17 protein-coding genes and 1 tRNA gene are annotated in these 16,750 nt (G+C 66.4%); 8 read left to right on the forward strand and 10 right to left on the reverse strand.

Annotated features, from left to right (window positions below):
• Positions 1–7 precede the first annotated feature (7 nt).
• Together PKE71_RS13510 and PKE71_RS13515 are read right to left on the reverse strand one after the other, a co-directional pair.
• Positions 8–1,276, reverse strand: a complete 1,269-nt coding sequence (locus PKE71_RS13510; RefSeq protein ID WP_271187516.1) for a hypothetical protein — start codon at positions 1,274–1,276, stop codon at positions 8–10.
• Positions 1,277–1,286: 10 nt separating this feature from the next.
• A complete protein-coding gene (locus PKE71_RS13515; RefSeq protein ID WP_271187517.1) occupies positions 1,287–2,738 on the reverse strand; it encodes an MBOAT family O-acyltransferase in 1,452 nt (483 codons plus the stop codon).
• A 320-nt stretch (positions 2,739–3,058) separates the two neighbouring features.
• On the opposite strand from PKE71_RS13515, the gene PKE71_RS13520 reads away from it, so the two are divergent.
• Positions 3,059–3,490 carry a hypothetical protein gene (locus tag PKE71_RS13520; RefSeq protein WP_271187518.1) on the forward strand — a complete coding sequence of 144 codons (432 nt, stop codon included), beginning with the start codon at positions 3,059–3,061 and terminating at the stop codon, positions 3,488–3,490.
• Between the two features lie 100 nt (positions 3,491–3,590).
• Here PKE71_RS13520 and PKE71_RS13525 read toward each other — a convergent pair whose 3' ends face one another.
• Complete coding sequence (locus tag PKE71_RS13525) at positions 3,591–4,871, reverse strand: sensor histidine kinase (protein WP_271187519.1); 1,281 nt, start codon at positions 4,869–4,871, stop codon at positions 3,591–3,593.
• Positions 4,868–5,539: a response regulator transcription factor gene (locus PKE71_RS13530; RefSeq protein WP_271187520.1), complete on the reverse strand. Its 672-nt coding sequence runs from the start codon at positions 5,537–5,539 to the stop codon at positions 4,868–4,870. Before PKE71_RS13530 ends, PKE71_RS13525 begins: the two co-directional genes overlap by 4 nt.
• A 124-nt stretch (positions 5,540–5,663) precedes the next feature.
• Between PKE71_RS13530 and PKE71_RS13535 the strand changes: the two genes are divergently transcribed.
• On the forward strand, positions 5,664–6,854 hold the full coding sequence (locus PKE71_RS13535; protein ID WP_271187521.1) for a serine hydrolase domain-containing protein: 1,191 nt from the start codon (positions 5,664–5,666) through the stop codon (positions 6,852–6,854).
• Between the two features lie 56 nt (positions 6,855–6,910).
• Here the strand turns inward: PKE71_RS13535 and PKE71_RS13540 are convergent.
• A tRNA-Leu gene (locus PKE71_RS13540) sits at positions 6,911–6,997 on the reverse strand.
• Between the two features lie 364 nt (positions 6,998–7,361).
• On the opposite strand from PKE71_RS13540, the gene PKE71_RS13545 reads away from it, so the two are divergent.
• Positions 7,362–8,330 (forward strand): complex I NDUFA9 subunit family protein, encoded by a 969-nt coding sequence (locus PKE71_RS13545; protein ID WP_271187522.1) that lies wholly within the window; start codon positions 7,362–7,364, stop codon positions 8,328–8,330.
• Positions 8,331–8,340: 10 nt separating this feature from the next.
• On the opposite strand, the gene PKE71_RS13550 is transcribed toward PKE71_RS13545, so the two are convergent.
• The 4 genes from PKE71_RS13550 to PKE71_RS13565 are packed head-to-tail and all read right to left on the reverse strand — an operon-like array spanning position 8,341 to position 11,087.
• Positions 8,341–8,625 (reverse strand): hypothetical protein, encoded by a 285-nt coding sequence (locus PKE71_RS13550; protein ID WP_271187523.1) that lies wholly within the window; start codon positions 8,623–8,625, stop codon positions 8,341–8,343.
• Positions 8,618–9,307 (reverse strand): hypothetical protein, encoded by a 690-nt coding sequence (locus PKE71_RS13555; RefSeq protein WP_271187524.1) that lies wholly within the window; start codon positions 9,305–9,307, stop codon positions 8,618–8,620. Before PKE71_RS13555 ends, PKE71_RS13550 begins: the two co-directional genes overlap by 8 nt.
• Before the next feature lie 49 nt (positions 9,308–9,356).
• Positions 9,357–10,238, reverse strand: a complete 882-nt coding sequence (locus tag PKE71_RS13560) for a CPBP family intramembrane glutamic endopeptidase (protein ID WP_271187525.1) — start codon at positions 10,236–10,238, stop codon at positions 9,357–9,359.
• A 45-nt stretch (positions 10,239–10,283) separates the two neighbouring features.
• Positions 10,284–11,087, reverse strand: a complete 804-nt coding sequence (locus PKE71_RS13565) for an undecaprenyl-diphosphate phosphatase (RefSeq protein WP_271187526.1) — start codon at positions 11,085–11,087, stop codon at positions 10,284–10,286.
• A gap of 90 nt (positions 11,088–11,177) precedes the next feature.
• On the opposite strand from PKE71_RS13565, the gene PKE71_RS13570 reads away from it, so the two are divergent.
• From PKE71_RS13570 to PKE71_RS13590, 5 genes are all read left to right on the forward strand, one after another.
• Positions 11,178–12,185, forward strand: coding sequence for a nucleoside hydrolase (locus tag PKE71_RS13570; protein WP_271187527.1), 1,008 nt, complete (start codon positions 11,178–11,180; stop codon positions 12,183–12,185).
• The gene (locus tag PKE71_RS13575; protein ID WP_271187528.1) at positions 12,175–13,152 is read left to right on the forward strand and encodes a cation diffusion facilitator family transporter; all 978 of its coding nucleotides are present in this window, start codon (positions 12,175–12,177) and stop codon (positions 13,150–13,152) included. Before PKE71_RS13570 ends, PKE71_RS13575 begins: the two co-directional genes overlap by 11 nt.
• A gap of 31 nt (positions 13,153–13,183) precedes the next feature.
• The gene (gene fzlA, locus PKE71_RS13580) at positions 13,184–13,861 is read left to right on the forward strand and encodes an FtsZ-binding protein FzlA (RefSeq protein ID WP_271187529.1); all 678 of its coding nucleotides are present in this window, start codon (positions 13,184–13,186) and stop codon (positions 13,859–13,861) included.
• Between the two features lie 11 nt (positions 13,862–13,872).
• Positions 13,873–14,997 (forward strand): tRNA epoxyqueuosine(34) reductase QueG, encoded by a 1,125-nt coding sequence (gene queG / locus PKE71_RS13585; protein WP_271187530.1) that lies wholly within the window; start codon positions 13,873–13,875, stop codon positions 14,995–14,997.
• 71 nt (positions 14,998–15,068) lie between these two features.
• The gene (locus PKE71_RS13590; protein WP_271187531.1) at positions 15,069–16,055 is read left to right on the forward strand and encodes a GGDEF domain-containing response regulator; all 987 of its coding nucleotides are present in this window, start codon (positions 15,069–15,071) and stop codon (positions 16,053–16,055) included.
• Positions 16,056–16,058: 3 nt separating this feature from the next.
• Here PKE71_RS13590 and PKE71_RS13595 read toward each other — a convergent pair whose 3' ends face one another.
• Positions 16,059–16,730 carry a tetratricopeptide repeat protein gene (locus PKE71_RS13595; protein ID WP_271187532.1) on the reverse strand — a complete coding sequence of 224 codons (672 nt, stop codon included), beginning with the start codon at positions 16,728–16,730 and terminating at the stop codon, positions 16,059–16,061.
• Between the last annotated feature and the right edge of the window lie 20 nt (positions 16,731–16,750).

Here is a 16,750-nt window from a genome sequence, read left to right on the forward strand (position 1 = left end):
ACCGGTCCTAGCGCCGCGACGCCGCCGGCGCAATGCGCTCGAGCTTGTCGTCCAGGCTGCGCCGGTCGTCCCGGTTGAGGAATTGCGGTGTCGGCACCTCGGGCTCCGGCCGGGTCTGCTCCAGATCGTCGAACAGCGCAGTTGCCGCCAGCCCGTCCGGACGCTCCAGCCAGGCCTGCCGCCGTTCGCGCAGGGCGTCGGCCGTCGAGGCGGCGGTCCCGGGCGTCAGCCGCACACCGAAGGGCACTGTGCCTGACGGGGCTTCCATCCGTTCCAGGCGCATGCGCTCCAGCATCGCCTGGCCGACATGCGGCAGATAGTGCGAGGGCTCATAGAAGGCCGGGTGTGCGCCGGTCTGTTCCGGTCCCGGTGCCGGCTGGCGCGCGAAGGGCTGGAAGCCCGAAAAGTCCCACAATACGGCGCCGCCGCCCGGAACACAGGCTTCGACCGGTTCGCGGTCGGAGTAGGCCTCGAACGTTTCTGCCAGCAATTGCCGGAAGGCGAGATATTCGTCCAGCGCGCCGGAGCGGACCAGCGCTTCCTCGCGCCAGGCATGCAGCGGGTGAATGAAGCCGGTCACCTGGATGCCCGAGGCGGTGAGCGCATCGAGCACATCCTGGAACATCATCAGGCGTTCCGGGTCGAAGGTGTAGCCCTGATACCAGGAATAGATGCCGCGCGCGCCGCTTTCATAACGTTCGCGCTGGGCACCGGCCGGATAGGTTTCGGCCCAGGGCACCCGCGGCGCGCCGCCTGTCAGATTGTCGGCGATCAGCTGCAGCGAGGCGCCAAACGTGTTGGGCGAGAGCGACACGCGGGCGAGCGACAGCCAGCGGCGCCCGTCGGTCAACGCAGACAGCCAGTAGGTCGCCTTGGCCTTGGAGTGGACGCCGAACTCGTCGAGATCGAGCCCGATCACCACGCAGCGCAGTTCTTCATTCCGCGCCGCGAGGGCGGCGGCTTGCGACAGTTCGAAGATATTCGTGCCGCGCATGCCGGCATTGTAGATACCGCCGGGCCAGTGTTCCGGCTCGTGCGGAAAGCCGTCCACCGTGCGCGACGAACCCAGCAGGATGGCCCGGTCGCCACCGCGTGCCAGCCGGTCGGCAACATGCACCCGTCCACCGTCTTCCAGCAGGCGCGTATCGCGCGCCGTCAGGCCGGGAATATCCGGCGCGCCTGTGATGCCGAACGGATCGACAAGCGCGTTGAACCCGCCGAACAGGGCCAGGCCGGCGAGAAGGGCGATCAGCAATGTCGAGGCGTAGCGCGTCATCCCTGTCCCCTCAGAATGTGTAATAGATGAATTCGGACGTCTTCCAGGCGTTCAGCACCGACAGGAAGAGCAAGGCCGCTGCGGCGATCGCGGTGCCGCGCGAGAATTTCCAGCGCGGACCGGGCTTCGGCCGGATCTCTGCATCCTTCATCGTCTGCTCGTCGATCACGTCGGAGAAGACTTCCGGCGTGTCCGGCAGTGACCAGACAATGCCCAGGCCCAGCACGATCCACGCGATCGCCTCCACGGTGACGCCTTCCAGCCCCAGACCGGAGAAGCCGAACATGCCGGCCAGGATGCGGCCGGCACCGGACCAGCTTTCGGCCCGGAAGAAGACCCAGGCAATCGTTGTGAAGGCAAAGGTCAGCCCGATCGCGATCACCTTGCGCCGGCCGGCAAACCACTTCTTCGGCCCCCACTTCGCCCAGAAATGGTTCACCGTCAGGCCCAGCCCGTGCAGTCCGCCCCATATGACGAATGTCCAGGCAGCGCCGTGCCAGAGCCCGCCGAGCAGCATCGTGGCGAACAGGTTCGCATAGCGGCGCACCTCGCCTTTGCGGTTGCCGCCGAGCGGTATGTAGAGGTGGTCGCGCAGGAAGTGGCTCAGCGTGATGTGCCAGCGGCGCCAGAACTCCACCACCGAGGCCGACTTGTAGGGCCCGTTGAAATTCACCGGCAGGCGGTAGCCCAGGCAGCGGGCCAGGCCCAGGGCCATGTCGGAATAGCCGGAAAAGTCGAAGAAGATCTGCAGCGCATAGGCCACCGCACCAATCCAGGCGGCGATCAGGCCCGGCTCGCCGCCGCGCTCGGCCATCGCGAACAGCGATGAGGCGAAGGGCTCGATATTTTCCGCGATCAGCACTTTTTTGGCCAGGCCGATGGAGAAGATGGTCAGGCCGATGCCCAGATTGGCCGACAGGTCGTCCTTGCGCTTGTCGTCGGCGAACTGCGCCGCGATCTGGTGGTGCTGCACCAGCGGGCCGGCGACGATGTGCGGGAAGAAGCTGACGAAGAGCGTGTGCGAGAAGATGTGGCCGGGGGCCGTCTTCTTGCGGGCGATATCCACCAGAAAGGAGATCTGCTGGAAGGAGAAGAAGGAGATCGCCAGCGGCAGACCGACATTGAGCAGGGGCAGTTCCAGCGGGGTCAGCGCGTTGACATTGCCGATCAGGAAGTCGGCGTATTTGAAGAAGCCCAGCAGGGCCAGATTGAAGATGATGCCGATCGCGAGGAAGGGCTGGTTTCCCCATCGCGCCATGGCGCGCGCCACGATGTGGTTCATCGCCACCGAAAACAGCAGCAGCGGCAGATTCCGCACATCCCACCAAGCATAGAAGACCAGCGAGGCGAGGTTCAAGATGAACAGCGCTGCCAGATGGCTCAGATAGCGCCGCGCCAGATAGTAGGCTGCCAGCACGCCGGGCAGGAAAAGAAACAGGAATTCGAACGAATTGAAGAGCATGTCGCGGCCCGGCCCCCGAGGTGCGGGGACGCTAGCGGCCCGGGCCCGGTGCGGCAAGACAGGCCTGCACGCCGGAGGCCCGTTCCGGTCGGGCACACGCCGCGCAGTTTTGTGACGAACCCGTGACAAACTGGCCGGAAGCCAAATCTTAATTCATCGTAAAATCACGAAACAACTGTCATATTACCTTTAAAAATCAGCGCATGCAGGGATTTGCGTGAAATCACGTATGATCCGTGTACGGACTTTACAAGCGTTGTGGGTATTGTAACATAAGCGTCATACAAACGCTGTTTCAGATTCTCACAGGAGGAGAAGTCATGAAAAAGACAAGCATGATGATCGCTGCTTCCCTCGCTGGCGCCCTCGCCCTGGCCGGTCAGGTCACCGCTCAGCGCGCCCCGGTCCAGGGTGAAGCCTTCGTTCTCGAAATGCTGGGTCAGCGCGGTTGGGAAGTGTCCTGCCGCCTCACCCAGGGTGATGGCGATGCCATCGAAACCCGTGAGGGCGGCCGCGGCCTGCACGACAATGGCCGCTTCGCCATCGGCGACGTGACCGGCGGTCTGTGCTCCTACTCCGTGCCCGAGCGCGGCGAGCTGCGCCTGACGATGGATGTCGAGCACACGGCGTTCAACTGCCCGTTCACGGTGACCGAGGCCGGCTTCTGCCGCGCCTATCTCCAGCCGGGCGATAGCGGCAGCTTCCAGATCACCCGCCGTTCGGCCGGTGCGAGCGCTGTCACCGGTTCGTAAGCGACCGGCGCAAGTCCCCCAACCTGTACGAAGCACTTGCAGGTCAATGAAACGCCCGGCCGGGAAATCGGCCGGGCGTTTTGCTTTGTGTGTCGACCGTTCAGTCGCTTGCGTGCCATTCGATGCGAGCCAGGGTTCCGCCGTCTTCCGGGCAGGTCAGGGTCAGACCGGCCTCGAAACGCCTGGCCAGCCGGTAGCAGAGGCTGAGGCCCAGCCCGGCTCCGGAGGCATCGGGCAATGGATATCCCGCACGTGCGGCGTCGAGCTGCTGCCTTGTCAGCCCGGTCCCGAAGTCGCGCACCGATAGCGCGCCGTCCGTCAATATCACCTCGACCCGCTTGCTGCCGGAGTGCTGGATCGCGTTGCGCAGCAGATTGCCGGCCAGGACCTGAACGACTTCACGCGGAAGGGCGGCGCGGACGGACGGCTGGATGTCCGGCTCCAGCGAGCAATGACGTGCGCGGGCGTCGGCTTCGAAGCTGGCAACAACCGCTCGGACATCCCCGGACAGGTCGCGCGGCTCTACGGACTCTTCGCGCGACAGCCACAACACAGCTTCAGCTGCACCGCGCATCTGGCCCAGCGCGCGGCCAAGCCGTTTGTGGATCGCGGGATGGTCCATGCCGGGCGCGTCCATCTGCAGCAGCTCCAAGGCCTGCTCTGCCGTCTGCAGGGCAGACCTCAACTCATGCGACAGGCCGAGATTGAAAACGCGTTCCCGCTGCAGCGCGGCCCGCGTTTCCGACAGGCTTCCGTCCAGCGCGGCCGCCATCTCCCGCAGCTCGCTGGGGCCGGACTGCCGGACGAGTTCGCCGTTCTGCAGTGTTTGCCGGGGCGCACTGATAAGCCGGGACAAGCGCCGCACGGGCTGCGCGATCTGACGGCCGGCGATATAACTCACCGAGGCAGTCGACAGAATGACAAGCAGGGCTGCCAGGCCAAGATAGCCCAGATAGCGCACGCTGCGTTCCGGCCGGTCGAGCAGGACGCTGGTATCCATCATGATCACGCGTGAGTGCTCGCCGCGTTCGGGGTCAAGCGCGATGGCGCGGATTTCCCGTCCGTTCCGCCCTGTGAGGATCTGGGGGTCGGGATTGCTGGGGTCGAACCCGTCCGGCAGCCGGTCGCGCAGGGCATCCATCGACGGACCGCCATCAACCCCGGGCAGATAGGGCTGCCAGACCTCCCCGCCATGCTCGTCCGACGCCCGGAAGGCCTCGCTCTCGCCGCGCAGGACGCGGGCGTAGAGATCATTCTCGACCGAGGCGATCAGCGCAAGAAAGCTGGCAATGAATATGGCGCCGAGACAGGCAGCCCATGCCCCGAAAATGATTGCGGCATGGCGGGTGAAGCCGCCCGTCTGTCCCGGCCATCTGATCATTGGCGTGTCTCGACCAGACGGTAGCCCAGTCCTCGCACAAGCTGGACTTCGATACCGGCGCCGTGGCGCGCCAGCACATTGCGCAGGCTCGAGACATGGCTGCGAAGGGGGGCGCTGTCCGGCTCTTCCTCGCCCCAGATCTCCGCGATCAGCCCGCCCCGGTCCGCCGGGTGGGGATAAGCGCGCAGCAGGGCAGAGAGCAGGGCGGCCTGGATGCGCGGCAGCTGGATATCCGTGTTCTCGACGGTCAGGCACCGCGTTGCCGGGCGGAAGCTCGAACGCCCCAGCCGGCAGGTACTGGCTGCAGAAGTTCGCAGCTGTGTCGCCCGTATGCGGGCGTCCAGTTCGGCAAGGGAGAAGGGTTTGACGAGGTAGTCCCAGCCACCCGCTTCAAAGCCCGACAGCTTGTCCGGAAGCGCGCTGCGCGCAGTCGTGAACAGGATCGGCGCCTCGATGTGCAGGGTCTCGCGCAGCACCCGGCACAGTTCGAAACCGCTCAGGACCGGCAGATTGACGTCGAGCAGGAAGAGGTCATGCGCATGCTCGCGCGCCAGCCGCAGCCCGTCTGCGCCGTCATGGGCGATGTCGACGACATGCCCCGTCGCAGTGAGGAAGTCGCTGATATTCGCGGCGATATCGCTGTCGTCTTCGACCAGAAGTATGCGCATTCGGCCTCCGCTGATGGGCGGAGTTTAGCGCGCGTTGGCTCAAGCGAGGCTCAAATCCGCAGTCGCGCGCGTTTGACGGTCCGGGGATCAATCTGTCCGGAACGAGTTTCAGGAGAGATGGATCATGCGCAATTGTCTGGCCGGTCTGTGTGCGGCGCTTTGTTTGACAGCTCCGGTCTGGCCGGCGCCTGTTGTGGATCTGGATGCGGCGCTGGAAGCCGTCAGGCAGGAGATCGACCGGCCCGGCTTTTCCGGCGCCGTCGTGGTGCTCGAGCGCGGCGAGACGCGACTGGCTGAGGTGCGGGGTCTGGCCGATCAGTCGGCGGGCCGCCGCAACACGCTGGAGACCCGTTTCAATATCGCATCGGTCGGCAAGTTCCTGACCGGGCTCGCCTTTGCAAGCGCCAGTGAGACTGTCGCGGGCCCGCCGGACGATTTTCTGGATCTGCCTGCAGGATCGCTCCTGCCCGGCGATGCCGACCTGTTCGATGCGGATGTAACGGCGGGCGATCTGATGGGCCATCGCACGACGATCGTCAGTTTCGGCGCGGCTGACGGGGCGGAGCAGCGCATGCCGGGACTTCGCAGCAATGCGGATGTGTTCGAACTGGTCCGCGAAGCCCAGGACGTGCCGGTTTCCCGGCGCCGGGACGGGCTGGCCTACAACAATTCGAACGCCATCGTGCTGGGTGAGATCATCGCGGCCCTGCACGGGCAGTCCTATGAGGCTGCGCTGCGCGATCTGGTGCTGGCGCCGGCCGGTGCTGACAATGCCGTCTTCGCCAGGCAAGGCGATGCGGATGCGCTGGGCCTGGCCCTGCCCTATGTCGATGCGGATTTCGACATGCGCGCGCCGATGCGGCCGCGTGGCGGGGGCGAGGCGGCCTTGCCCCAAACCTATCCCCGGCTCGTGGAAACCCCGCTGGGCAGCATGATCAGCTCGGCCGCGGGCGGCCTCTATATCAGTGCGCCGGAACTGGCCGCAGTGGGGCGTGCGGCGCTGGACGGCACGCTCACAAAGCGGGACCGGCTGGATCGGATGTGCGAGAGCCTGGTGCCGATCCCGGGGCGGATTTTCGGCCATGCCTGCGGCGGTGTCGAACTGGCGCCGGGGATTGAGCGCTGGGGACATAATGGCGGCGCGCCGGGCATCAACGCCGAGCTGGCCCTCTATCCGCAGCTGGATGTCGTTCTGGTGGTGCTGTCCAACCACAATGGCCGGGCCGGACCGGTTCTGGCGGCATTCGAGGCCGCACTGGCCGAGCAGCGAACGCAGGAACGACACAGCAATGGTTTCATCATTCGGGGAGAGTGATCCGGATCAATTATGGCGCGGCATGCGCCGCGGCTTCATCAATGGTCCGGAGAGGATGGTGCCCAGGAGAAGACTCGAACTTCCACTCCCTAACGGGAACTGGCACCTGAAGCCAGCGCGTCTACCAATTCCGCCACCTGGGCAGGTGTCGAGGCGCGGTTCCTAAAGCCGCCATGCCGCCAAGTCAACGGGTGATGCGCAATTTGGCGGCGCTTTTTGCAGCCTGTGCCGATGCTCGCGAAATCGCGCCGTGAGTGCTGCCGCCGTGCGGGCAAGGAGAGGCAAAGCGACGTCTCAGTGCGGTCCGGAAACCGGGGAGTATTCCTGCAGGAAACAGCCGTTCGGGTGCGCGGGGTGCGGTCTTCGTCCCTGAGCTTCCCCGAGCGCGAGGAGGCCGCGCAAAGCGGCGGCGACCAGGGCCGGGTGCCGTTCAAGCGCAATGCCGCATGGACAGGCGGGCGGTTTTTTGGTCTATCCGCACCAAGCCCATTTTTGCGGGGGACAGCCATGCTGCGAGACGAAATCATCACCGTGTTCGGCGGGTCCGGCTTTGTCGGCCGTCATGTGGTCCGGGCGCTCGCCCGTGAAGGCTATCGGGTCCGCGTCGCATCGCGGCGGCCCCACATCGCCCAGGACCTGCGTGTGATGGGCGTGGTGGGCCAGGTACAGCTGGTCCAGGCCAATCTGCGCGTTCCCGCCTCGGTCGAGCGCGCGCTGGAAGGCGCCAGCGGTGTGGTGAACCTCGTCGGTGTGCTGAACGAGAACGGCCGCCAGACCTTCACCCGCCTTCATGCCCAGGGCGCGAAGACGGTCGCCGAAGCCGCCGCTGCGGCGGGGATCGAGCGGCTGGTGCATATCTCCGCCATCGGCGCCGACGCCGAAAGCGCATCGCGCTATGCCCGCACCAAGGCCGAAGGCGAAGCCGCTGTGCGCAAGGCGCTGCCGGGCGCGACCGTGCTGCGGCCGTCCATCGTGTTCGGAACGGATGACGGCTTCTTCAACCGTTTCGGCGCCATGGCGCGATTCGTGCCGGCCCTGCCGCTGTTCGGCGGCGGCAAGACCCGTTTCCAGCCGGTCTTTGCCGGCGATGTCGCAGCCGCGGTGGTCAAGGCACTGCAGAGCGACACGGCGCGCGGAGAGACCTTCGAGCTTGGCGGACCGGGCGTTTACACGTTCGAACAGCTGATGCGCTTCATCCTCGACGAGATCGACCGGCCGCGCCTGCTGCTGCCGCTGCCCTGGGCGGCCGGCCAGGTGATCGCCATGCTGTCCGAGATGGCAGCGATCCTGCCCTTCGTGCAGCCGGTCATCACCCGCGACCAGCTCACCCAGCTCAAGCGCGACAATGTCGTTGCTGACGGAGCAAAGACGCTCGCCGACCTGGGTATCGAGCCGGAAACGGTGGACGCGATCGTGCCGTCCTACCTCGTGCGCTATCGCCGCTACGGCCAGTTCCACGAGCGCCAGCCCAGCTAGCCGGGCCCCGCTAGAGGATCTTGTCGAGCAGTTCGAGCGCCTTGTCGAGCCAGGTCAGGCGCTCGGTGTATTGCGCCTGGGCCTTGCCGGCCTTTTCGACAGCCTCCTTGAACGCCGTCCGGTCAGGAAGGTCCAGCGTCAGGTAGGCGTCGGCCAGCTGCGCATAGCCGATCAGGTCTATCTTCTGCTGCAGGTCCGTCATGCGGGTGCGGACGCCGGCCTGTGCCAGCGGCGGCAGGGCGTCGAGGCTGTCTTCAAGCGCCGCGATCTGTGCGCGCATTTCCTCTTCAGTCATCCGGGGTTACCTCGCGGGCGGGGTTGGGCGCGACCATGCTGTCGAGCAGGGCCTGGATATCGTCTGCCGTACTGCCGGCTTCTGCGCGGATGCGGGCCAGGCGCTCGGTGAGTGCGGCGATGGTGTCGGCATCGACAATCCGGCCGGTGATCCGTTCAAGCGCCGTGGGGGTCTGGATGTGGGTGTTGAGCAGCGCCTGTGCCGCAACGACCTCGTCCATCAGGGCGTCCAGCTCGGCAGACTTGGCCACGATGCGGGCGTGAAGCGTGTCCAGTGCGGCGATATTGGCGAGGATACCGGCGCGTCCGAGATTGTGCTGTTCAATGGACCAACGGGCGGTCTCGTCGTCGAGCGTGGCGCCGCCCGGGCCGTCCGATGGATTGTCGCAATGATCGTCGCTGGCCGGCGACAGCACGCCAGCGGCGACGTAGAACCGCGCATCGGCGCAGGCGAGTTCCGCTTCGAAGCGGGCCTTGCGTTGCTGTCTCAGCTGGTCGGCGTGCCGGACCAGTGCCTGTCCTTGCGCGCCCACGGCCGTTTCCATCGCCGTCAGGGTGGCAAGCTGGGTTGTCGACAAGTCCCGCACCTGGCGCGGGGTTCCGCAGGCGGCGAGGGCCAGACCGGTCAGTAGCGCCAGGGCCATCCGCGCCCTGGCTGTCCGCGGAAAAACACGGTCGCGCATCGGTTGTCTCCTTCAGAAGGAGGGTAACCTTAAACTGTTCAATCTGCAATTACACGTCGATAGTGGCTTGTCCGGGTCTGGTGCGGGCCTGCCGGTAGAGCGCAATCGGCACAAGACCGGCCGCGAGTACCGCAAAGCCGCCCAGGCCCAGAAGGCCGTTCCAGGGCCAGTTCTGGTCGGGCAGGAAGATAAGCCCAACGCCGGCGACCGCATTGATGGAGCCGTGAAAGGCGCCGGCGGCATAGACACCGCCGCCCCGCTCGCGCGCGAGCGCGAGATAGGGCGTCAGCAGGACGGTGAAGAGCGTCATCACGGCGACGCCCGTCCAGCCCAGGCCCGGATAATTGTATCCCATCAGTATGAGCGGTGCGTGCCAGACGCCCCAGATCACGCCGATCACCAGCGATTGCACCCAGAAACCCAGACCGGACAGCCGCGGTTGCAGCCAGCCGCGCCAGCCCAGCTCCTCGCTGATGGTCAGCAGAACGGTATTGATCAGGATGCCGACCGGCACGCCGATGGCCAGCTGCAGGGTGAGCAGCATTTCCGGCGACATCGGCACCTCCTGGCCCGAGGCTTCGACCACGGCAGCCAGGGCTGCTGCGGCATCGGCGGGTTCGGACCGGGTCAGCACCAGGGTCACGATCGAGGCCAGCGCTGCCAGCGCAACGGGAACAAGCCAGCCCCAGACCGTCCAGACGACAACCGGACCGGCGCGGCCGGGCCTGAAGCCCAGAGCGGTCAGGAAGCGGTTGCGGTCGAACAGGGCGGTGGCCACGATCGCACCGATGGCCGGTCCGAACATGAAGCCCGTCATGTAGAGCGTGGAGAAGGCGCCGGCGCCCGCAAGGCCGCCTTCACTGTGCAACCAGGCCCCGATCGCCCAGCTGACACCGAAACTCACGACCAGAAAAACACCGATGGCCCGCATGCCGTCCCCCCGCTGAAGCGTGTCAGAGGCACAGTGCCCGGGAAGCTAGAGGATAATCAAGCCGATCAGGGCCAGGCCGAGGGCCAGCCGGTAGAGCACGAAGGGCAGGAAGCCGATACGGTCGACGAGCTTCATCATCACGGCAATCGACGCCCAGGCCGCGAAGAAGGACAGCACAGCCACGATCAGACCCGCTTCCAGCGACGCGCCGGCATCGTCGGCGCCGGCCAGGTCGATCACCGAGACCAGGGCGAAGGCGGCGATCACGGGGATGGCCATCAGCATGGAGAAGCGAGCGCTTTCCGAGCGTTTCAGGCCCAGCGCCCGGCCTGCCGTCATGGTAACGCCGGAGCGGGACGCGCCGGGGATGAGGGCGAACAGCTGGGCGATGCCGATCAGGGCGGCGTCCTTGAAGCCGAGTGTCTCCAGCGTGCCGGTCTGCTTGCCATAGCGGTCGGCGAGCCAGAGCGGCACGGCGAAGACCAGCGTGGCCCCTGCAATCACGGCCGGCGAGCGCAATGCATCGACCAGGTCGAAGGCGTAGAGCGCGCCGGCAAAGATGAAGACCGGCGGCATGGAGGCGGCCACCAGCAGAGCAATCCGCCCGCCCGGCGTGATCCGTCCGGTCAGCAGAGCCAGCTTGCCGCGCGCCACATCGAATATGTCGCGCCAGAAATACACCAGGACCGCAACCAGCGAGCCCGCGTGCGCCATCACATCGATCAGCGGACCCTGGTCCTCCACGCCCAGCGCACCGGGCGCCAGGATGAGATGGGCCGAGGACGAGATCGGCAGGAATTCGGTGAGGCCCTGGACGAGCGCGAGAACAATCAGCTGAATGAGTGGCATGCGGGTCTTCCCCTGGACGGGCCGGCGGCATATTCCGCCAGTTCACAGTGCTTGGCCAGTGGGCGACTGCGCAGGCAAGCGGGAGACGGGATGCGGATCTGGATCGATACCGATGGCGGCGTGGACGACGCGCTGGCCCTGGTCTGCGCCCTTGCGGTTTCCGAAGGGCGGCTGGCCGGCGTATCGACCGTGTTCGGCAATGTCTCGCCGCGCCGGGCTGCGCGCAATGCCGCCCTGGTCCAGGCCTTCTATCCCGGCAAGTCCGCTGCGGTCCATGTCGGCGCCGACCGTCCGTTGACGGGGCATCCCTGGCAGGATGCGCACGCAATCCATGGCGAGGACGGTCTGGGCGGTGTGACGGCTGATCATGCGCTGGCCTTCGAAACCGGCGTCGTTCGCGAGGCCCATCCCGACGAGACGGCCGACGCGCTGGCCGCCTTCGCGCGTGAGGCCGGTGCAGCCGGACGCCTGGTGTGTACCGGTCCGATGACCAATCTGGCGCGGGCACTCCTGCGCGACGCCGAAGCCTTTGCCGGGATCGGCCGCATCGTGTGCATGGGGACAAGCCTGAGTGTTCCCGACGTCCGGCGGGACCGGGCCGAATTCAATGCCAGTTCCGACCTCGAGGCCGCCCGCATCGTGCTCGAACGGGCGCCGAACCTCCTGGTCATGCCGCTCGATACCTGCCGCCGCGTCATGATGGAGCGGGCCTGGCTGGCCCGGCTGGCAGACCGGTATAACCGTCCGGTGCTGACCTTCCTGCGCCGGGCCCATGCCCACTACATGGATGCCTACCAGGCCATGGAGGGGATTGACGGTTGCTATCCGCACGACGCCCTGGCGGTGGCCGCGGCGCTGGCGCCCGGGGCCGGCCTGTTCACCATCGAGCCGGGCCGCTACGCGCTGGGCGAAGACGGGGCGTTCACCGGGCTGTTGCGACCGGATCCGGCGGCGCGGCGGATCGAGGTGGCGCGCGATGTCGATGCAGCCCGGGCGCTGGACTGGATTGAAACCTGCCTGGCGGTCTCGGCGGAATTGACGCCGCTTGGCGGCCGGCCCTACACCGGCAGCGGGAAGGACAATAGCAATGCCCCATGATCACATTGGTTCGCCGGGCGGGCCCGGGCGTCTGGAGCCCCGGGAAGCGCTGAGCCATACCGGCCGCGCAACAGCGGCGTCCGTTGCCGTGGCGCTGGTCCTGACGATCACCAAGGGGATTGTCTGGTACCTGTCCGGGTCCGTGGCGCTGCTGGCCTCTGCCGCCGACAGCCTGCTCGACCTGACGGCCTCCCTGACGGTCTATTTCTCCGTGCGCTATGCCGCCGAACCGGCGGATGCGGAACACCGCTTCGGTCATGGCAAGGCGGAAGCCTTTGCCGGCATCCTGCAGGCGATCCTGGTCGCGGTCTCCGCTGCGCTTCTGGTGCGCGAGGGGATCGCCCACCTGATCGAGCCGCAACCGATCGAGGCGAGCGGCTGGGCGCTGGGCGTGATGGGGCTGTCGATTGCGCTGACCCTGGTTCTGCTGATCGTCCAGACCCGGGCCCTGGAAAAGACCGGCTCGATCGCGGTGGAAGGCGACCGGGCACACTACTTCTCCGACCTCGGTTCGAATGTGGCCGTGATCGCGGGTATTGCAGGCGCCACCCTTCTCGGTTGGCTCTGGCTCGATGCGGTGGCAGCGCTCGGTGTGGCGGCCTGGCTGGGCTGGACGGCCTGGGGCGTGGCCCGAGGGGCCGGCAATCAGCTGATGGACCGGGAGCTGCCCGAGGAAGAGCGCGACCGCATCATGCACATCGCGGCAGAGGATCCGCGCATCATCAATATCCATCAATTGCGCACGCGGGCGGCCGGCCCGCTGCTGCACATCCAGTTCCACATGGCGCTGAAGCCGGACATGAGCCTGCGCGACGCCCATTCCATCCTGGTGGATTGCGAGAGGCGCATCCTGGCCGCCTGGCCCGCTGCCGACATCATCATCCACGCCGACCCTCACGGCGCGGCCGAGCCGCATGGTGCGGAATTCTTCAAGGGCGACGATCCGGTCGAAGCACATGACCCTTAGATCGCGCGCCGAAACAGGCTAGCCTTGCACCATGCGCATCCTGCACTTCTGGCCCCTCGATCCGTTTTCCCGCCAGGTCCGGCTGGCGCTGGAGGAGAAATCCCTGCGGCACGACCTGCAGCTGGAGGTTCCCTGGGAGCGTCCGGACGATCTCGTTTCGCTCAATCCGGCAGGCACGACACCGGTGCTGATCGACGAGTCCGGCGGCGGGCGGCGGGTGATCGTGGAAAGCCGGGCCATCCTGGAATATCTGGAAGAAACGACGCCGACGCCCTGCCTGCTGCCCGGCGGTCCGGCCGAGCGCGCCGAGGCGCGGCGGCTCGTCGACTGGTTCGACCGCAAGTATGACGGCGAGGTCAACGCCTACCTCCTGCACGAGAAGCTGGAAAAGCGGGCCCAGGGGCTGGGCTCTCCGGACCCCGCCGCACTCCGGGCCGGCCGCGATCATCTGCGCTGGCATCTCGACTATATGGCCTGGCTTCTGGAGAGCCGCGACGGGCTGGCCGGCCCACGCTATACGCTCGCGGATATCGCCGCCGCGGCCCACCTGTCCTGCGCCGACTATCTCGGCGACGTGCCGTGGGACGCGTTCGAACCGGTGAAGCACTGGTATCAGCGCGTCAAATGCCGCCCGGCCTTCCGCGGCCTCCTGACCGACAAACTCCCGGGCACCCCGCCCTCGGCGCATTATGCGGATCTGGATTTCTAGGGCAGGCCAGCATGCACGCTGACACCGTCAAATCCCTCGCCACCGGACTCGGCTTCACCGACGTCCGCATCTGCCGGGCCGATGAGGCCTGGGAGGCGGGGGAGCGGCTGGCGCAGTTTGTCGGTGAAGGGCTGCACGGCTCGATGGCGTGGATGGAAGACACGCTGGAGCGGCGCAAGCATCCCACCGCCATGTGGCCAGATGCGAAGTCGGCGGTCGTGGTGGCGATGAATTACGGGCCCGGTTTCGACCCGCTGCCGCTGCTGGAGCGGCGGTCCGAGGGCGTGATATCGGTCTATGCCCGCAACGCCGACTATCACGATGTGATGAAGAAGCGCCTGAAGCATCTGGCGCGGGCCTTTGCGCAGGACACCGGCGAGGATGTGAAAGTCTTCGTCGACACCGCCCCGCTGATGGAAAAGCCGCTGGCCGGCAAGGCGGGCATGGGCTGGCAGGGCAAGCACACCAATCTGGTCAGCCGCGAGCACGGCTCCTGGCTGTTTCTGGGCGTCATGCTGACCACGGCCGATCTGGAGCCCGATGCCGCCGAGACGGATCATTGCGGCTCGTGCCGGGCCTGTCTCGATATCTGCCCGACCAACGCCTTTCCGGTGCCCTACAGGCTCGATGCACGGCGCTGCATTTCCTATCTGACGATCGAGCACAAGGGGCCGATCCCGGAGGAGTTCCGGGAGCCGATGGGCAATCGCATCTATGGTTGCGACGACTGTCTGGCGGTCTGCCCGTGGAACAAGTTCGCGGCGGTCGCCGAGGAGACCGCCTTCCATCCGCGTCCCGAGTTGAAAGGGCCGCTGCTGGCCGAGCTGGCGGCGCTGGATGACGCAGAATTCCGGCAGGTCTTCACCGCCTCGCCGGTGAAACGGATCGGACGCAACCGGTTTTTGCGTAACGTGCTTATAGCGATTGGCAATTCCGGTGATGCGGTGCTCATTCCTGTCGTGCTGGACCGTCTTGAGGACGCCGCCCCAGAAGTGCGTGGCATGGCCGTCTGGGCGCTGGCCCGGCTCGATCCGGAAGGGGCCGTGCGGGAGGCCGAAGCCAGGGGACACACGGAGACCGATCCCCATGTCCGTGAAGAATGGGCGCGCGTGAATAAGAAACTTACCTCGGGTTGAGGGCTTGTTAGTTTTTTGGGGCTAAGGCTCCGCCCCTTGGAGGGGCTGACGCACGGGGAGCGTCTGACACAATGCAGGTCGACAGGCCAAGTGGGGTCTCGCATCTGGCAGGACAGGTTTTCTCGGACCGGACATCCGTTCTGGTGTGCGAGAACAGCCAGGTGCAATTGCGCATACTGAGCGAAGCCGTGCGGGATGCCGGCTATGAAGTGCATACGGCGAGCAATGCCGAGGATGCACTGACGCTGCTGAACCTGATGCCGATCGATATCTTCCTGACGGGGATCGAGGTCGGCACGACCAGCGGGCTGGAAGCCTGCTGGCTGCTCAAGTCCAATCCGGAAACCGAGACGGTCTATACCATCGTCGTAACGGCATCCGGTCAGGAAAAGCGGCTCGAGGAATCGCTGGATGCCGGCGCGGACGACTTTATCCGCAAACCCGTCAACATGACCGAGCTGCGCGCCCGCCTGCGGGCGGCGACGCGCCTGGTGCGGATGCAGAAGCAGTTCCGCCACATGGCCGAGACCGATGCGCTGACCGGCGCCGCCAATCGCCGCGCCTTCATGCAATATCTGGACACGCTGGTGGATCGCGCCCGGCGCCAGGATGCGCCGCTGGCCGCCGTCATGGTCGATCTCGATCATTTCAAGCGCACAAACGACACTTACGGACACGCCGTCGGCGACAAGGTGCTGGTCCAGACCGTGCGTCAGGTACAAGCCTGCCTGCGCGATTGCGACATGCTGGGCCGGCTGGGCGGCGAGGAGTTTGCTGTCGTCCTGCCCGGCGCTACGGCGGCGTCTGCCGTGGCCGCGGCGGAACGTATCCGCGAAGCGATAGCCGCTGTGGATGTGCGTGTGGACAATGGCGACCGGATTCCGGTCACGGCCAGTCTCGGTGTCGCGGTGCTGGAAGGCGACAAGATGATGGAGACGGCCGAAGGCCTGCTGCATGCAGCAGACGAGGCGCTCTATGCCGCCAAGGCCGGCGGCCGCAATCGCGTGGTCGAGGCCGCCTCCTGCCGCGAGGACGCGCCGGTTCGTGCTGCCGGCTAGGACCTAGCCGCCGCTCGCGGCGAGCCGGCGTGCCTCGTTGATCTGTCCGCGCAGAACCAGGATCTCGATACGTTCGGGCGCCCGTTCGCGGGCCGCCTCGATGTCCGACATGGCGGCATCCAGATTGCCGGTATTCAGATGGAAGGCGGCGCGCAGATACCAGCCCTCGGCGCTTTCCGGCACCAGATCGACCAGGCTCTGCGCGTCGCGCGCCAGACCGCCCCAGTTTTCCTCGGCCAGATACAGGCGTCCCCGGCCGGACAGGGTGAGGATGGAAAACGGGTCCAGGGCCAGGGCGGCCGCGTAATTGTCGAAGGCTGCGTCTGCATTGCCATTGCGTGCGCGGGTCTCGCCGGCCAGCGTCAGGAAGTCGACCCGTTCGGCATCGACCATGCCGGCGCGCCGTTCCGATGCCAGCTCCTCGAGGATCCCGGCCGCCACGTCGAAATCGCCAAGCGCGATATAGGCGTGCGCCTCGCACACCTCGGCCGGCCAGCCGCCGCCCTCGATGCGCCAGATCTGGGCCTCCTCCAGCGCCTCGGCCGGATCGTCGCCGCTCATCGCGATACAGGACTGGTAGCGCATGCGTTCCGCGTGGCGCACATCGTTCTGGGCCGATGCCGGCATGGCACACAGGGCGAGAAGGACGGGGCTCAGGACCAGACGCGACAACATGGGAATATCCTGCGACGACA

The sequence above is a fragment of the Maricaulis virginensis genome (assembly GCF_027922185.1).
GTDB lineage: Bacteria > Pseudomonadota > Alphaproteobacteria > Caulobacterales > Maricaulaceae > Maricaulis > Maricaulis virginensis.

Excerpts from the sequence above, each read along its gene's own strand:
- PKE71_RS13510 (WP_271187516.1), bottom strand. The coding sequence starts at position 1,276 with ATGACGCGCTACGCCTCGACATTGCTGATCGCCCTTCTCGCCGGCCTG.
- PKE71_RS13515 (WP_271187517.1), bottom strand. The coding sequence starts at position 2,738 with ATGCTCTTCAATTCGTTCGAATTCCTGTTTCTTTTCCTGCCCGGCGTG.
- PKE71_RS13520 (WP_271187518.1), top strand. The coding sequence starts at position 3,059 with ATGAAAAAGACAAGCATGATGATCGCTGCTTCCCTCGCTGGCGCCCTC.
- PKE71_RS13525 (WP_271187519.1), bottom strand. The coding sequence starts at position 4,871 with ATGATCAGATGGCCGGGACAGACGGGCGGCTTCACCCGCCATGCCGCA.
- PKE71_RS13530 (WP_271187520.1), bottom strand. The coding sequence starts at position 5,539 with ATGCGCATACTTCTGGTCGAAGACGACAGCGATATCGCCGCGAATATC.
- PKE71_RS13535 (WP_271187521.1), top strand. The coding sequence starts at position 5,664 with ATGCGCAATTGTCTGGCCGGTCTGTGTGCGGCGCTTTGTTTGACAGCT.
- PKE71_RS13545 (WP_271187522.1), top strand. The coding sequence starts at position 7,362 with ATGCTGCGAGACGAAATCATCACCGTGTTCGGCGGGTCCGGCTTTGTC.
- PKE71_RS13550 (WP_271187523.1), bottom strand. The coding sequence starts at position 8,625 with ATGACTGAAGAGGAAATGCGCGCACAGATCGCGGCGCTTGAAGACAGC.
- PKE71_RS13555 (WP_271187524.1), bottom strand. The coding sequence starts at position 9,307 with ATGCGCGACCGTGTTTTTCCGCGGACAGCCAGGGCGCGGATGGCCCTG.
- PKE71_RS13560 (WP_271187525.1), bottom strand. The coding sequence starts at position 10,238 with ATGCGGGCCATCGGTGTTTTTCTGGTCGTGAGTTTCGGTGTCAGCTGG.
- PKE71_RS13565 (WP_271187526.1), bottom strand. The coding sequence starts at position 11,087 with ATGCCACTCATTCAGCTGATTGTTCTCGCGCTCGTCCAGGGCCTCACC.
- PKE71_RS13570 (WP_271187527.1), top strand. The coding sequence starts at position 11,178 with ATGCGGATCTGGATCGATACCGATGGCGGCGTGGACGACGCGCTGGCC.
- PKE71_RS13575 (WP_271187528.1), top strand. The coding sequence starts at position 12,175 with ATGCCCCATGATCACATTGGTTCGCCGGGCGGGCCCGGGCGTCTGGAG.
- fzlA (WP_271187529.1), top strand. The coding sequence starts at position 13,184 with ATGCGCATCCTGCACTTCTGGCCCCTCGATCCGTTTTCCCGCCAGGTC.
- queG (WP_271187530.1), top strand. The coding sequence starts at position 13,873 with ATGCACGCTGACACCGTCAAATCCCTCGCCACCGGACTCGGCTTCACC.
- PKE71_RS13590 (WP_271187531.1), top strand. The coding sequence starts at position 15,069 with ATGCAGGTCGACAGGCCAAGTGGGGTCTCGCATCTGGCAGGACAGGTT.
- PKE71_RS13595 (WP_271187532.1), bottom strand. The coding sequence starts at position 16,730 with ATGTTGTCGCGTCTGGTCCTGAGCCCCGTCCTTCTCGCCCTGTGTGCC.